This is a genomic window from Thalassobacterium maritimum, from assembly GCF_031127805.1.
In the GTDB taxonomy this organism is placed as follows: Bacteria; Verrucomicrobiota; Verrucomicrobiia; order Opitutales; family Coraliomargaritaceae; genus Thalassobacterium; species Thalassobacterium maritimum.
In genome coordinates this window covers 1-15,131 of sequence record NZ_JARXHW010000008.1, presented here as the reverse complement: position 1 = coordinate 15,131, position 15,131 = coordinate 1, and the positions used below count along the sequence as shown (strand labels likewise).

At 50.7% G+C, this 15,131-nt stretch carries 13 protein-coding genes and 1 pseudogene; 11 read left to right on the top strand and 3 right to left on the bottom strand.

All coding sequences use genetic code 11. The annotated features are described in order from the left end of the window. Nucleotides 1–130 precede the first annotated feature (130 nt). From serS to QEH52_RS05045, 4 genes are all read left to right on the top strand, one after another. Nucleotides 131–1,402 carry a serine--tRNA ligase gene (gene serS, locus QEH52_RS05060; RefSeq protein WP_308949000.1) on the top strand — a complete coding sequence of 424 codons (1,272 nt, stop codon included), beginning with the start codon at nucleotides 131–133 and terminating at the stop codon, nucleotides 1,400–1,402. Nucleotides 1,403–1,486: 84 nt separating this feature from the next. Beyond that, nucleotides 1,487–1,726 carry a hypothetical protein gene (locus QEH52_RS05055; protein ID WP_308948999.1) on the top strand — a complete coding sequence of 80 codons (240 nt, stop codon included), beginning with the start codon at nucleotides 1,487–1,489 and terminating at the stop codon, nucleotides 1,724–1,726. 137 nt (nucleotides 1,727–1,863) lie between these two features. Beyond that, nucleotides 1,864–3,375, top strand: coding sequence for a proline--tRNA ligase (gene proS, locus QEH52_RS05050; protein WP_308948998.1), 1,512 nt, complete (start codon nucleotides 1,864–1,866; stop codon nucleotides 3,373–3,375). 50 nt (nucleotides 3,376–3,425) lie between these two features. Then, nucleotides 3,426–4,790 carry a glutamate--tRNA ligase gene (locus QEH52_RS05045; RefSeq protein ID WP_308948996.1) on the top strand — a complete coding sequence of 455 codons (1,365 nt, stop codon included), beginning with the start codon at nucleotides 3,426–3,428 and terminating at the stop codon, nucleotides 4,788–4,790. A gap of 1 nt (nucleotide 4,791) precedes the next feature. On the opposite strand, the gene yaaA is transcribed toward QEH52_RS05045, so the two are convergent. Continuing rightward, nucleotides 4,792–5,571, bottom strand: a complete 780-nt coding sequence (gene yaaA, locus QEH52_RS05040; RefSeq protein ID WP_308948995.1) for a peroxide stress protein YaaA — start codon at nucleotides 5,569–5,571, stop codon at nucleotides 4,792–4,794. Nucleotides 5,572–5,729: 158 nt separating this feature from the next. Continuing rightward, nucleotides 5,730–6,575 (bottom strand): metallophosphoesterase family protein, encoded by an 846-nt coding sequence (locus QEH52_RS05035; protein ID WP_308948993.1) that lies wholly within the window; start codon nucleotides 6,573–6,575, stop codon nucleotides 5,730–5,732. A 493-nt stretch (nucleotides 6,576–7,068) separates the two neighbouring features. Here QEH52_RS05035 and QEH52_RS05030 point away from each other — a divergent pair, with 493 nt between their 5' ends. The 3 genes and pseudogenes from QEH52_RS05030 to QEH52_RS20510 form a co-directional block, all read left to right on the top strand. Next, nucleotides 7,069–7,338 (top strand): hypothetical protein, encoded by a 270-nt coding sequence (locus QEH52_RS05030; protein WP_308948991.1) that lies wholly within the window; start codon nucleotides 7,069–7,071, stop codon nucleotides 7,336–7,338. Continuing rightward, the gene (locus tag QEH52_RS05025) at nucleotides 7,304–7,654 is read left to right on the top strand and encodes a hypothetical protein (RefSeq protein WP_308948990.1); all 351 of its coding nucleotides are present in this window, start codon (nucleotides 7,304–7,306) and stop codon (nucleotides 7,652–7,654) included. Before QEH52_RS05030 ends, QEH52_RS05025 begins: the two co-directional genes overlap by 35 nt. 148 nt (nucleotides 7,655–7,802) lie before the next feature. Then, nucleotides 7,803–7,976: pseudogene (locus tag QEH52_RS20510) on the top strand (type I restriction endonuclease); the annotation flags it as partial. A 467-nt stretch (nucleotides 7,977–8,443) separates the two neighbouring features. Here the strand turns inward: QEH52_RS20510 and QEH52_RS05020 are convergent. Continuing rightward, on the bottom strand, nucleotides 8,444–10,219 hold the full coding sequence (locus QEH52_RS05020) for an SUMF1/EgtB/PvdO family nonheme iron enzyme (RefSeq protein WP_308948989.1): 1,776 nt from the start codon (nucleotides 10,217–10,219) through the stop codon (nucleotides 8,444–8,446). Between the two features lie 319 nt (nucleotides 10,220–10,538). Between QEH52_RS05020 and QEH52_RS05015 the strand changes: the two genes are divergently transcribed. From QEH52_RS05015 to dbpB (QEH52_RS05000), 4 genes are read left to right on the top strand one after another with little or no spacing between them, the layout of a single operon-like run. After that, nucleotides 10,539–11,483, top strand: a complete 945-nt coding sequence (locus QEH52_RS05015; RefSeq protein WP_308948987.1) for a hypothetical protein — start codon at nucleotides 10,539–10,541, stop codon at nucleotides 11,481–11,483. Next, entirely contained in the window at nucleotides 11,476–12,624 is a 1,149-nt protein-coding gene (gene dbpB / locus QEH52_RS05010) for a DGQHR domain-containing protein DpdB (protein ID WP_308948985.1), read from the top strand. Before QEH52_RS05015 ends, dbpB (QEH52_RS05010) begins: the two co-directional genes overlap by 8 nt. Continuing rightward, a complete protein-coding gene (gene dpdA, locus QEH52_RS05005; protein ID WP_308948984.1) occupies nucleotides 12,621–13,883 on the top strand; it encodes a tRNA-guanine transglycosylase DpdA in 1,263 nt (420 codons plus the stop codon). Before dbpB (QEH52_RS05010) ends, dpdA begins: the two co-directional genes overlap by 4 nt. Beyond that, on the top strand, nucleotides 13,876–15,015 hold the full coding sequence (gene dbpB, locus QEH52_RS05000; protein WP_308948982.1) for a DGQHR domain-containing protein DpdB: 1,140 nt from the start codon (nucleotides 13,876–13,878) through the stop codon (nucleotides 15,013–15,015). Before dpdA ends, dbpB (QEH52_RS05000) begins: the two co-directional genes overlap by 8 nt. The last annotated feature ends 116 nt before the right edge of the window (nucleotides 15,016–15,131 follow it).

Genomic DNA, 15,131 nt, shown 5'->3' with positions numbered 1-15,131 from the left:
GTTTTGCAGGGAAAGACCTATACTTAGAGAGACATTTAAGAAGGTTCTTAGTGCTACGGCTCTGAGAATCGCTGTTTTGCTGGCTTGACTGTATGCGCAGTCCTGTCTGCTTTTTCAGACAACTTTTCTCATGATCGACATTAAGCTACTCCGCGAGCAACCGGACTTCGTCCGCGCTGCCATTGCTAACAAGAAATTCAAGACCGACATCGACGCGGTGCTTGAACTCGATGCTGCCCGCCGCAGTAAAATCACCGAGGCGGAACAAGCCCGTGCGGCGCAAAAAGCAGCCAACAAAGAGATGGCCGCGCTGGCCAAGGGCTCCCCTGAGTTTATGGAGGCGGTCAAAGGCATGAAAGCCACCGCCAATCGCGCAAAGGAGTTGGAAGCCGAAGCGAAGGCAGCCGATGAAGCTTTTCAGGAGGCCTTCCTCTCGATTCCCAACTTGCCCGATCCTTCGGTGCCCGTCGGCAAGGGCGAAGACGAGAATGTAGTCGCCTCCACATGGGGCGATGCGGAGGCAGAGTTCCCCCACGCACTGCCGCATTTTGACATTCCTTGGTTTGAGTCGCGCATTGATTTCTCTCGTGGAGTCAAAACCGCCGGTGCGGGCTTCCCCTTCTACGTTGGGGAAATGGCACGTCTAGTGCGTGCCTTGGTGAATTACTTCCTGGAAGAGGCACGCCTGAATGGCTACGAAGAGGTCTTGCCCCCGATCGTGGTGAATGCTGAAAGCGCGACAGCCACCGGTCAGTTGCCCGACAAAGAAGGCCAGATGTATGTCGACGAGAAAGAAGGCTTGTATTTGATTCCGACGGCTGAAGTGCCAGTGACTAATTTCTATCGCGACGAGATTTTGGATAGCGATCAATTGCCCATTCAACGCTGTGCTTATACGCCCTGCTTCCGCCGTGAGGCTGGCAGCTGGGGGGCGCACGTACGTGGGCTGAACCGCCTGCATCAGTTTGACAAAGTCGAGCTGGTAAAGTGGACCGATGCAGAAAGCTCGATGGAAGAGCTGGAAAAGCTGCGTGAAAACGTCGAATCGACTCTACAAAAGTTGGAACTGCCCTACCGCGTGCTGCGCATGTGCACTGGCGATATTGGCTTCCCACATGCGAAACAATACGACCTCGAAGTGTTCGCTGCGGGCCAAAAGCGCTGGTTGGAAGTTTCGAGTTGCTCGAACTTCACAGACTTCCAGGCGCGCCGTGCTGGCATCCGCTATCGTGGCGCCGATGGCAAGCCAGTGACCGCGCACACACTCAACGGCTCAGGCTTGGCAGTGCCGCGCGTGCTAGCTGCGATCTTGGAAAACCACCTCCAGCCTGATGGTCGGGTGAAAATTCCTGCCTGCCTGCAATATTGGATGGGCCAAGAATACATCGGCGAAGTCAAGTAAGACTCACCACTCGCCCATTTAGAATTGTAACGGGCGAATTTCGCAGACTTGCCAAATTCGCCCGTGCTGTCAGCCTAAGAGCCCATGGAATTCCTACAAGAAGCTATCGCATCACGCAATATCGTGGTCTGGGTGATCCTAGTGGTATTGCTGCTTCTCATCATTAAGCTACTCAAGGCAGCTGGCAAGGGGCTGGTGATGCTGCTAATCGGCCTGGCCGTGGTGTTTATTCTGGCAAAATTATTTCCCAATCTAATGAGCCCTATGGTTGATTTCATACAAGGCGGTTGGCTGGGCACTAGCGCTGAAGATCAGACTTGGTAAGCCGCATGCGCCTGTGGCAAGTCGCCCCCATGCTGCGGTAAACAGCCCACTCGACTTTGAAAAAAGCAGTGCAGAGTGCATCTTCTTGCTAATTTGGCATTGCAGGCGAGCGCGAGGCGCATTTGCTAGCTCCCCTTATGGCAAAGCAGGCACAAACCGCAATCACTCCTACTCGTAACGAGGACTATCCCGAATGGTATCAACAGGTCGTCAAGGCCGCCGATCTCGCGGAGAATTCTCCCGTGCGCGGCTGCATGGTGATTAAGCCCTGGGGCTACGCCATTTGGGAAAATATTCAACAAGATCTGGACCGTCGCTTCAAAGAGACGGGCCATAAAAACGCCTACTTCCCGCTCTTCATCCCGATGAGCTTCTTGCAAAAAGAGGCCGACCACGTGGAAGGCTTTGCCAAGGAATGCGCCGTCGTCACCCATTCACGCTTGGAAGCCGATGAGGATGGCAAACTGCAGCCGGCGGGCCCGCTGGAAGAGCCTCTGATCGTGCGCCCGACCTCCGAAACGATCATCGGAGAACTCTTTTCCAAATGGGTGCAATCCTATCGCGACCTGCCACTGCTGATTAACCAGTGGGCCAACGTGGTTCGCTGGGAGATGCGCACCCGTCTGTTTTTGCGCACCGCAGAATTCCTCTGGCAAGAAGGCCACACCGTGCACGCCACTTCAGAGGAGGCGATGGCAGAGACACGCCAAATGCTGGAAGTCTATGCCGACTTTGCCGAAAACTTCATGGCCATGCCAGTCATCACCGGCGAAAAGACCGAAGCCGAGCGCTTCCCCGGTGCCGATGCGACCTTTGCCATCGAAGCCATGATGCAGGACCGCAAAGCATTGCAAGCGGGCACCTCTCACTTCCTCGGCCAGAACTTTGCCAAGTCCAGCAACATTAAATACCTCAGCGCCGAAGGCAAAGAGGAGTTTGCTTGGACGACTTCCTGGGGCGTCTCCACTCGCTTGGTGGGCGGCCTGATCATGACTCATTCGGACGATGATGGCCTGGTCTTGCCTCCGCGCATTGCGCCCTCCCACATCGTGATCATTCCTGTCACGCCCAAGGAAGCGACCCGCCAGCAAGTGCTGGACTACTGCCACGAACTCAAGCAGCAACTGATCGCGCAGAATTACATGGGCGCGCCAGTGCGTGTCGAGTTCGACGATCGCGACATCCGCGGGGGTGAAAAGTCTTGGGGCTGGATTAAAAAGGGCATTCCTCTACGCGTCGAAGTCGGCCCACGCGACATGGAAGCGGGCAATGTATTTGTCGGCCGCCGCGACCGCGCGCCCAAGGACAAGCAAAGCATCCCGCGCGATCAATTCGTGGCCGGCGTCGCCGACCTGCTGGACGAGATGCAAGCAGGCCTACTGGCCAAGGCCAAAGCCTTCCGCAAGGCACACACACGCGAGATCACCACCGAGGCTGATTTCATCGAGTTCTTCACGCCCAAAGGAAACGAGATTCACGGCGGCTTCGCCTCGATGGGCTTCTGCTGCGATGCGGAACTCGAAGAGAAGATTGCCAAGCAATACAAAGTGACCGTCCGCTGCATCCCCAATGCCACAGTCGACGAAGTCGTGCCCTGTGTCTTTACCGGCAAGCCAGGCAAACGAGTCATCTTCGCCAAAAGCTACTAGGCTGCTCCTAGAGCTCACCTCGATTTTATACAATTAACACCACTTCACTCATGTCCCAGGTTCGCGTTCGTTTCGCTCCCAGTCCAACTGGCTTCTTCCACATCGGCAGTGCCCGCACCGCCCTCTTCAACTGGCTGTATGCCCGCCACACCGGCGGCACATTTGTGCTGCGCATAGAAGACACCGACAAAGAGCGCAACACCGACGAAGCACTGCGCGTGCTACTCGACGGCATGAAGTGGATGGGCATGGACTGGGATGAAGGCCCCGATGTCGGCGGCCCCTACGGCCCCTACTTCCAAAGCCAGCGTCAGGCAATCTACGACGAGTATCTCAAAAAGCTCCAAGATGCTGGCCGCACCTACGAGAAAGATGGCGCGATCTGGTTTAAACTCGAAGGCGAACGTTACACCGCCTACGACGACTATCTGAAAGCCGAGATCGAAAAGGTCAAAGCCGCGCCTGTCATCATCGACGACGCCGTGCGCGGCCGTGTCGAGCGCGGCGAAGAAAAAGACTTCGTGCTGGTGCGTAAAGATGGCAGCCCCGTCTTCCACTTCGTCAACGTGGTGGACGACATCGCGATGGGCATCACGCACGTAATCCGCGGCGAAGATCACCTGTCCAACACCAGCAAGCACGTGGAACTCTTCAAAGCCTTCGGCGTCGAGCCTCCTAAGTTCGCGCACATCCCACTGATCCTCAAAGAAGAAGGCTCCGGCAAGATGAGCAAGCGCGACAAGGGCGCCCTGATCGAAGAGTATGAGTCACGCGGTTTCCTCGCGTCCGCAGTGCGCAACTATATTTCCCTGCTCGGCTGGAATCCCAAAGATGAACGCGAGAAAATGGACATCGATGAAATCATCGAACTGTTCGACTTCCCCGGCATCAACAAGGGCAACTCGCGCTTCGACGAAAAGAAGCTCTCCGCGCTCAACGCCGAGTATTTACGTGAGCTCAATATCGAGAGCTTCACCTTCCTCGCGCGCCCACTCCTCAACGAAGCCGGTGCAGTTAGCGAAGATGTCGACGAAGACTATTTGCAGGCCGTGCTCACACTCTGTCAGCCGAAGGCACGCTCACTCGACACACTCGCCGAGCTCTGCGGCTACTTCTTCCTCGATGACTACGCCATGGATGAAAAGACCGGCGTCAAAATCGCCAAAAAAGCAGATCCCAAAGAACTGCTGGCCGAAGTGCTCCCCATCCTCGAAGCCCTGGAACCTTTCGATGCCGACAGCCTCAAGAGCGCCCTGGAGGCACAGGCCGAAGCGCAAGGGAAGAAAGTCTTCGCATACTTCCCCGCGCTGCGTTATGCAACCAGCGGGCAAGCTGGCGGCCCCGACCTACTTCCGATGCTAGCCGTAATGGGGCGTGAGCGTGTCGTGACACGCATCAAACGCTTCATCGGATAAACTATTGAGCTCCCTCTGCGCGCAGAAAGACAGGCTTCGCCTCGGTGGAGCTTTCTGCGTCGTAGCGGTAGCCTGCAGACGAGAATTCAAGTAGATCGCCAAGCTGTGTGACGTCATTTTTAATGACGTAATCAGCCATCATGCCCCGTGCTTTCTTCGCGTAGAACGAGATGATTTTATATTTCCCGTTCTTTTCGTCTTTAAACACCGGGCTGATCAAATTGCCCTGAAGCTTCGAAGGATTGACCGCAGAGAAATACTCATTCGAGGCTAAGTTCAAAACCACATCTGATTCAGACTTCTTTAGATCTGCGTTTAACAGTTCAGTAATGCGGTCGCCCCAAAACTGGTAAAGGTTCTTGCCACGCGAATTTTCAAAGCGCGTGCCCATCTCCAGCCGATACGGTTGCATGCGGTCCAACGGGCGCAAAACCCCATAAAGCCCCGACAAGATACGGATCTTATCTTGCGCCATCGCGAAGTCGTCAGCCGACCAATCCGAAAGTGCCATGCCTTGGTACACGTCCCCCACAAAGGCAAAAATCGCCGGGCGACTATTGTCTTTAGTATAGGCAGCATCAAAGCCCTGAAAACGCTCATAATTCAGCTTTGCCAGCTTATCGCTCACCTTCATAAGCGTCCCGATCTGCTGCGCAGACAGCTGCTGCAACTGTTCAATCAACGCAGCCGTCTCCGTTTTCAAGCGCGGCTGGGTCGCACGTGTAATCGGTAAAGGAGAGTCATAGTCCAAAGACTTCGCAGGCGAAAGTAATGTAAGCATCGCAAAAGCTAAAGCGATCCGATGCTCCGCTGCAACCCAGGTGAACGGAAAAACTCAAAAATTAGAGCGGTCACACAGCTCACCGGTAAACTGAGCTAGAATGTTGACTGCGGCGCATCTAAAGCCCTGCCGCCCTGCCGTGATGCCTCGCACACATATTACAAAGGCCATTGCACTGGGTGCTCCCGTAGGCGAATCCCCGCCTGGCTCGCTTCATACGCGGGGAGAACATCCAAGGACGGCCACAATCCCGAAGTCAAAGATTCTGCATACTCAGCCGACAGCCCTGCAGCATGCATTTTCTGTTGAGCCACCTCAGCAGCATAATGCAGCGCCCGGTGCTCAAAAGTAATTCCCGAGTCACCAGTTTTGATCAGACTGTACCAAACACGTGCGGTGCCATCATTGGCTGGCATGCCAAGCACTCCCGAATTATGCCAACAGCAAGTGTCGAAGACTCGAGTAAACGGCAGACCAGAATGCCCGCCAATCACGCAATCAACCTTGGCAGATTCGATCGCTGCCTTGAAATAATCCGCCGAGCTTGAGCCAAAGACGAAGCGGCTCATCGTATTCGGACTGCCATGCACAACCAGAAAGCGCTGACCACCAAACTGAAAACTCAATTGCTGAGGCAATTCATTAAACCATGACAAAGTATCCGAATCGATTTGCCGTTGGCAGAAATCAAACCAAGACCTTGAAAGTGCCGCGCATTGACTTCCACTATCGAAGCCACAACCACAGTCATCCGCACCTGCAGCTAGTGATTGCTCACAATTCCCCTGAATCACAGGGATCCCAGCGCGGCGTAGCGTGTGGGAAGTCGCCACAGGGTCTGCGCAATAAGCGGCCAGATCTCCAGTGCAGATCATATGTTCTGCAGGAATGCCCAAATCCTGCGCATGAGCCAGCAGCGCCTCAGTCGCCTCCAAATTCCCGTAGGGCCCACCAAAAACGAGCAAAGCATTCGCCTCAATCCTGCCAAGATCGAGCGTCTTCATAATTTCATGGACCGACATTATTAAATAAAACTAGTGCGTGTGTTGCAGCGTATAATTGAGCGTATGCAAGTAGACACGCAAGCAGTCCAAATTATTCCGAAACTTCGAAGGCTAATGACAAACCTCACCTGATTCCATCACAGTCAGCGTCTTGATATCCTCTCAATCGATTTGAAATGCCTGGCCCACTCTTTACGCCAGTGGTCCGTGAGCGCTTTATCGTCGTCACCTTCAACGATGAAAAAGCCGATCAACCTGCGTGACTCTTTAACCTCCCAAGCTTGCTGGTTTATTCATATTGCATCAATACCACAACAATGACCTAAGTAAAAGGTCTTACAAAACTCGTCCTAACGCAAATTACTCATTTTATCTCTGTATTTTTCTGGATCTCAGCCCGTAGTGCTGACTATATCCGACACCGTTGCTTATACTAAATGTTGAAGACTGAAAGAGTGGCTCCGAGAAACCTTACTATTTGCGCAAGCAGGGAATGAGTCCGCGTGGCTGTTTGATTCGGATCGGCAGTGCGGCTGAGCCGATGTCGGAGCGGATGATCAAGCAGCTGTTCGCGACGCGCACCCGCAACTCTATCGGGCGGATTACTGCGCCCCGGCAGGAACTGAGTTTCGCGCAGTTGAAGATTTATTACGAAGCGATTGGGCGTCCGTTGAATGGGAAGTTTGCCACGAACTTGGAGCTCAAGACGGCAGAGGGAGCCTACAACTATGCGGCCGGCCTATCTGCTGGCGGATACGAATAACACTTCGATCAAGGTGGCGAAAAACTCCGGGACGGACCGGGTGGATCTGGGTCGTTCAGAGAAAACGCCACTAGAAAAGCTACCAGAAACGTCGGAGAGGGTTAAGGTAGAAAATGAGGTAGAAAGTAAGGTAGAAACGCCTGTTCAAATACTTCGACTCTTGGAGGAAAACCCAAAATTCACACTTAGACAAGTTGCTGTTGAAATCGAAAAATCAATTAGCCTCGTTGAGAAAACCACAGCGAAGCTAGTCAAAGAAGGCAAGCTCCGCCACGTAGGCCCCAAAAAGAACGGCAAGTGGGAGGTGTTAAAATGAAGAAGCCTACGAACAAATACAAGAGAGACTACCCAGATCGCTACCCCAAAAACTACCCTAAAGACGCCAACAGAAACGCTACCAAAAACGCCAATCACGACTCCAAGACTCAGCCCGCAGGGCACTCTCCGTGCCTCAGTGCCTCCGTGGGACGGAGCATCACATCATCCCGGATGTGGTCTTGTTTCTAAATGGCCTACCGGTGGCGCTGATCGAATGTAAGTCGCCCAAGGTGAAAGATGCCATCCCGGGAACGATTGATCAGATGCTGCGCTACAGTGAGCAACGCGGCGCGAGGGGCGAAGGCAATGCCTCCTCTTTTACTACAATCTCGTCAATTAATCAAGCCTACCGACTGCAGAGTTTAGATACCCGAATCCTTCGACCGATGGTGCCTTTGCCCCCGAGTCCGTTGAGCAGGGAGGTCCCGACCCCACAGTTAGAGACATTCCACAGCCACCGAGCATGCCCACCACCAAACTCCCTCCCTCTACCGCATCCGCAGAGCAAGCACACGGTTCTTCACCCAAGCCCTACCCGTTCTGGCTTAAACATCAGCACTAAACGTCCGACTAGGACACCTACATTCCATAAAAAAGAGGCGACCCTATCAAGGACGCCTCTTGTTATTCCTAAGGTTGATTACTTCGACTGATTTCCACGACCACCACCTGACGGATTGCCCGTAGTGCTGGGATAGTTTGGATTATCCTGACTCATATTTACCTCCTTCCTAATATTCAGGATGACTTTTCAGTTTGTTTTCCCGGGAAACGAAAAAGCGGAGGGTTACTCAGCGTCAGCCAAGTAACAGAGCCTAAAGCCGATGCGCATGAGCTTATACTCACCAGTCAGCGTTTCACTCCAATAAGCCCTCTGTGCTGACAGTTCGGGATATACCAATGAACCAAGAAAGGCAGTATTCACCACACAACCACGCTCATTGATCCATTCACCAAATCGGTAATTTCGACAGATAGTCACTCCGCCCGGATGCTGAACCTGCTCACAACGAAATGTGGAATTCCATGTTAACTCATATTCAGACAAATGGGAATTCTCAGCAATCCACCCCTCTAACCCCGGACCGATATCGCAGTGAGGAGCATACAACCACCCTTTAAATTGATAAGGATTCGCTGCCTGCTTATACATTTCATAATACTCAGATTCCTTCAATAATCGCACTGGCAAGCCACACTTCTGACTCACCCAAGCAGCATATGCATTGGCATCACACCACGTAACAGAAGCCGGTAAATCAGATGAATTCTGATTTGGACTCTTCCAGCATTCGACGTTTTTCACCTCTTCTCGTTCGAGACGATAATCGCACTGAGGGTCCTTCATGAATTCCGAGAACTGGTCAATAGATATCAAGTCGGACACATATACTCCACGACCACCCAACGTTAACCGATGAAAGTCTTCTGTAGGTTGCTGATAGGCATCCGATGGACTTGCCGTCTTCTCAGGTGAAGTATACACACCTTGGTCAATTAGATACTGTTTAAGCGCATCCTGAGGGTAGTCTTTAGCCGTCCCACCTTTCGCGTAGTGCAACTCTTCTGCTTTATGCGCATCCATTTCCTTCCAGCCATCATACTCGAAATAGAGCCATCGATTGTAATGATAGGCATCATTGGACTTCGGGGTATGCTTTTGTTTAAGGTTCTCCCCCACTTGATGGACAAACGGACGATCCTTAGCCTTTCGAATAAGAAAATCATAAGCCCCATCCGCTCCACGTAAGAAGATCAGATTATCGTTGAAGCGCAGCACATCTACCCATCCCATCGGTACCGCAGCCATCCACTTCCGGAAGACCTCCAGGTTCCTCAGCAACCTATCCCTATCTTCCCGGTGAAGCTCAAGGGCATAAGTATTATCGCAATACAGAGCTAACACACGCTCTGAGGTGAACTCATTCTCAGGAAAATAAGTCCCAGCAAGGGTCGACCTAGAATCGGAGATGAGGTGAACTCGAATCATTTGGATAACCTCGTTTGCAGGATGCTCAGGATACCAATCTTCTTCAAAAGGATGCTCACGAATCAATGAGTTACACTGCTCAACAAGATCAAATCGATGAATCGGATTGCTGATGTTCATGAATGATGAACGCTGTTGTTTCTTATAAAACGCAGCATCAATTCCAGCCCAATCGACATCATAACCAGTAAAAAGACGAGTGACCTGTTTGCCATGCCCTAGAAACAACTGATCTGCGATTTGCGCAGGGCTGATGTTAACCGAAGGGCACCATTCACATCGCGGCTTGATGAGATCCTCACGGTGTTTGAGTCCGTATTGATCCATGAATGGCTTAATCTCAGATTGGTATAATTTCGAATACCCAGCAAAGCCTCCCGTCGCTCCAAGTTTTTTGGAGATGAAATTGAGTGCAGTGCTCTGCTTCAACTCCTCTCGATCGTTATACTTTTTTCTTGCCGTCCGTGCAGCGCTTTTAATCGCCTCCGGTGAAAGATCGCTTAACTCAGCGATGTGATATTTCTTAAATGGAATGTAGCGCGAAGCTACACATACTTTGTCAGATTGTTGCATAATGAGGTCCTGTTATAAACCCCGCACTGATAGACAGAACTTCAATCGGAAACAGCAAAGCTGCGATACCGTTTGTATGCTTTGCGGGGAAGCATCCACTGGTCGTATCAAAACCAATTATCAAGATGAGAAGAACATTATTAAAATCAAGTTGTTTTTACATAATTCCTCTTAAGACATCCTGCGCTAACTCCGACAACATAAACGCACCCACACTCCGACAGACGCAAATTTAACAAGTTTAATGTTGTTTCCACTTGAATATTTGAGCACCATAACTGCAGTTATTTTTTCAAATGAAACACATTAACTGCACATCATGTCTGAAATAGTTATAATTGCATCCTGCAGCCAGCAGAAGAAACGCACCGAAGGGAAGTGCGTCATGATGCATACAATTAAAGCTACAACTGGGGAGGGACGTCTCAATGCATGGACGAAATTGGTCCAAAGTAGCGATTGGGAAACTCCAGCAGATGAAATGTATCTTGGCCAATACTGGAGCGTAATCAGAGAAATAATAATTGCACTAGGTCAAAAAGGGGCCAGACACCAATTATTAATAGCATCTGCTGGCTTGGGCTTACTATCCCACGACGACAAAATACCTAACTACGCGGCCACATTTCAATCTGGTGCGACCGACGACATCTGCTCGCCCTTAACCCTCCCGTTGAAACGTAGAGGCATTGTTCGAAATTGGTGGAAACAGATAAACCAAAACTTATCAGCGAAAAAGCGTTTAACCTTCCTCAACCAAGCAATCACAAGTGAAACTCGCACTGTAGTGTGCCTCCTATCCAGCCTCTACCTAGAGGCTCTAAAGGGAGAAATCCAATCGATCCAAAAACTACGACCGGATATCCAATTCCTAATTTTCACAACCGATAAAGATCCCGCCCGTCGGAACTTAAAGGGCTGGATTCCGATAGAATCAGATCTACTTCAAAAACTCGGAGGGAGTCGCGTCAGTTTAAGCGCTCGAATGGCATTAGAATATTTACGCTCTAAACGCTCGACTGCATCGATTACGACTTCAGATTGTCGATCTTTTTTCCAAAAGAGGTGCCAACAGCACGGCTCAAAAATAACTTTCGACCGAAAACCAGCCACAGACGATCAAGCTAAAAAATTCATAATAAAAGAGATAGAAAACGGAGCAACCAGCTACTCACCAACCCTACGCGCTTTTCGTGATGCAGGTTTTGCATGCGAGATGAAACGCTTCCGAGGACTATTTAAGGAGGTAACCAATCATGCCTAAAGCTAAGAAAAAGACCACGCCAGTGATTAAGCGACGGGCTACAATGTTGTCTCAATCTAAAGACAATGCTGTCTACCAGTTCAGCTTAACAGGTAAAGAGTTACTCGATATTGCTGACATTTCCCGAATATCCCGAGATAATTCTGGTAAGCTAATCGGTTATCAAAGACCTGAAGTCCGAAAACACGTCCAGGACATCGTCAAATATCTCGACGAGGGGAAGGTCCTATTCCCCCACCCGATCATTTTAGCATTCTCAAGCCGAGTTCGCTTCGTCAAGCAGCGTGGCCCTAAATCGTTTGATGGAGTCTCTCATGCAGGTGAACTTCAAATCCCCACCGACACCGGGACTAGCGGCAGAAAAACCGCCTGGGTTGTCGACGGACAGCAGCGCCTCATGGCGATCTCTAAAGCTAAGAATCAAGATGTCCCAATTCCGGTCTCCGCATTCATTACGGATGACATCGAAACCCAGCGCGACCAATTCCTGCGAATCAATAATTCACGCCCGCTTCCCAAAGGACTAGTCGAGGAACTGCTTCCGGAAGTCTCGATGTCTATTTCATCGCGACTCGCGGCAAGCAAGATTCCGTCATCACTGGTAAACTACCTAAATCAGGAACCTACGTCCCCCTTCTTTGAGATGATAAAACGCACCTCGATGACCGTAGAACAGAAGAGAAATGCAGTTGTTTCGGATGGTCCATTAATCAAAGTAATTAAAGAAAGCCTGACGCAACCATCCGGGTGCTTATTCCCTTATCGAGATGTTGCCACAGGAGAGACCGAGACAGACACCATATGCAAGATGCTACTCGTATACTGGAATGGCGTCAAAATGACTTTTCCCGAAGCTTGGGGACTGCCAGCAACCCGCAGTCGACTGATGCATGGCGCTGGGCTATGGGCTGCAGGTCGGCTAATGGATCGAATTATCCCCCGCATTGACATCTCCCATCCCAATGCAGCTAAAGCAGTGGCCCAAGAACTCGCTTACGTAAAGGACGTATGCAGATGGACAGGAGGAACTTGGGAAGAGCTTCGAATTGACTGGAACGAGGTGCAAAATGTGCCACGCCATGTAAAAGCACTATCAAACTTCCTAATACGAACATATGTGCGGGAAAGGCAGACCAAGTGATCCAGTTTTATTTCCCAGACAGCGTCGACGTAATCAACCCCGGTTATTGCTTCGACGAAGAAGAGCATGACCGCAAGCGTAAGCGTATCGTCTCCGAGGCCTACCCTCATGAAGTCTACGAACAACCACCGTATGACGGAATGCTCATTTCTAAAGCAGTCGTCAAGACTCGCTATTCAATGGCTCAGAGACAGCGCCTGATGCGACAGGGCATTCGAAAGTTCTTACGACTAGATACCCCGGAGCGTGAGCACATTAAGGTCATTGGCGATTGTGGAGCCTTCACTTATCGAAACGATCCAGAGCCCCCCTATAGCGTGGACGAAGTCATCGACTTCTATGATGACCTAGGCTTCGACCTCGGGATCAGCTTGGACCACGTGATCCTCGGATTTGAGGATGAAGACGAATCAGAATATAAAATCTATCCTGATAGTAAAAAACTAGAAGAACTAGCTGAGTTCAAGCGACGTCAAGATACAACCCTACGTCTAGCCAAAGAGTTCTTAGAGAGCTGTATCTCTCGAAAAGTGAAATTCAAACCTCTGGGCGTTGCTCAAGGTTGGAGTCCGAGTTCATATGCTGATGCGGTCGAAAAGCTCCAGGAGATCGGTTACGATTATATTGCTCTCGGAGGCATGGTTCCTCTAAAAACCGATGAGATTGAAAGCTGCCTACGTAAGATCGAAAAAATCCGAAAAAAAGACACCAAGTTTCACCTACTTGGCATCTCCCGTATCGACGAATTAAGAGAGTTTGAAAAATTCGGAGTCGTCAGCGCAGATAGCACAGCACCACTATTGCAGGCGTTCAAAAGCGACCGAGACAACTTTCAACTGAACGGAGACAGTTTCATCGCGCTGAGGGTGCAACAAGTCGGAGAGAACAACAAAGTGAAGAAATTAGTTCTTTCTGGTGCCATATCTCAAGACGAAGCACGTAAATTGGAACTTGATTGCATGCGGTTATTAAAGGGATTCGACCAAGGCACAGCCTCCGTCGAAGAAGTGACCGAGGCGCTCTGCCAACTTGAAGCACTCATCACCCAGAAGCCCAAAATTAAAAATCGGCCACTTTATGTCCGCACGCTGAAAGAAAAGCCTTGGAGGAACTGCGATTGTCCGATCTGTAAAGAACTCGGCATCCACGTAGTCATATTCAGAGGAGCCGAACGCAATCGGCGCCGCGGCTTTCACAATCTTTACAACTACTACTCAATTTTAAAAGGAAAACGCACCGCAACAACACATCATGTCTGAAACAATTCAAATTCCTGCAATCAAGTTTAGCCAAGGTAACAACCGCGAACTCTACTCGTTCGTCGTCGATGGAAAAATAATTCCAAAGTTTGCCAACATCGTGCGTATCGGGCGAGATCAAGAAAACCAGAACGAACTCTTTGGCTATCAGCGCCCAGAAGTTTTTGCTCACATCAAAGAAATTCGCCGCTACCTTGAATCTGAAAACCCACTGATGCCAAATGCGCTCGTGATCGCATTTGATCGGACAGTCGACTTCGACGAGTTTACAATGAAAGGTGCCGACAATAGTGCATCATCGGCAGGCGTGCTGAACCTCCCCTGCTCAGACGACGCAGCCATGAAAATTGGTTGGATCGTAGACGGACAGCAACGCACAGCTGCGATTCGCGACTCATCAGTAGAGTCCTTCCCGGTTTCCGTCGTTGCATTTGTTGCCAACCAAGAAGAGCAACGTGAACAGTTCATATTGGTGAACTCGACCAAGCCATTGCCGAAGGATCTCATCTACGAACTCCTACCTTCGACTAATACTCGCCTCGCTCTCCCGTTGGAAAAACGCAAACTGCCAGCACAGATTGTCACACGTCTCAACTACCCCGTCGATAGCGATGGGCCTTCTCCTTTCGCTGGCCGCATCAAGACCCCCACGAATCGGAACCCCGATGCCAATATCTCCTACAACTCCGTATTAAAGCTACTAGAGCACTCTCTCAGCGACGGAACGCTAATGCACTATACCTACACCGAGTCGGGCGAACCTGATGTCGATGGAATCGTTACGATACTGAATAAGTATTGGGGCGCAGTAGCAGACACTTTCCCGACTGCCTGGAAACTCCCTCCGACAAAATCCCGCCTAACCCATGGTGCTGGCATGGTTTCGATGGGCTTCCTGATGGACGCGATAACAGAACGCGCAGATGACCATGCTGACTTGAGCAAGGCGGCATTCCGGGACGAGATCGAGCGAATCTCGGGCCAATGCAAATGGATTGAAGGCTCGTGGAACTTCAGCGATGGCCCAAGAGCCTGGAATGACATTCAGAACCTGCCTAAGGACATTGAGGCATTGGCGAATTATTTGCTAAAAGAATATTTGTCCAAGCACACTGTCAGCAGCAATAAATAAAGTTAGTCATCTGTCGAAAGCGGGTGTGATTAAAAGTGCGGGGAATATGTTGTGAGTTGAATTCAGTTAATTGCAGATGAATCTGTACTTTGGCAAGCTGAGCTGTTTTAAGCTCG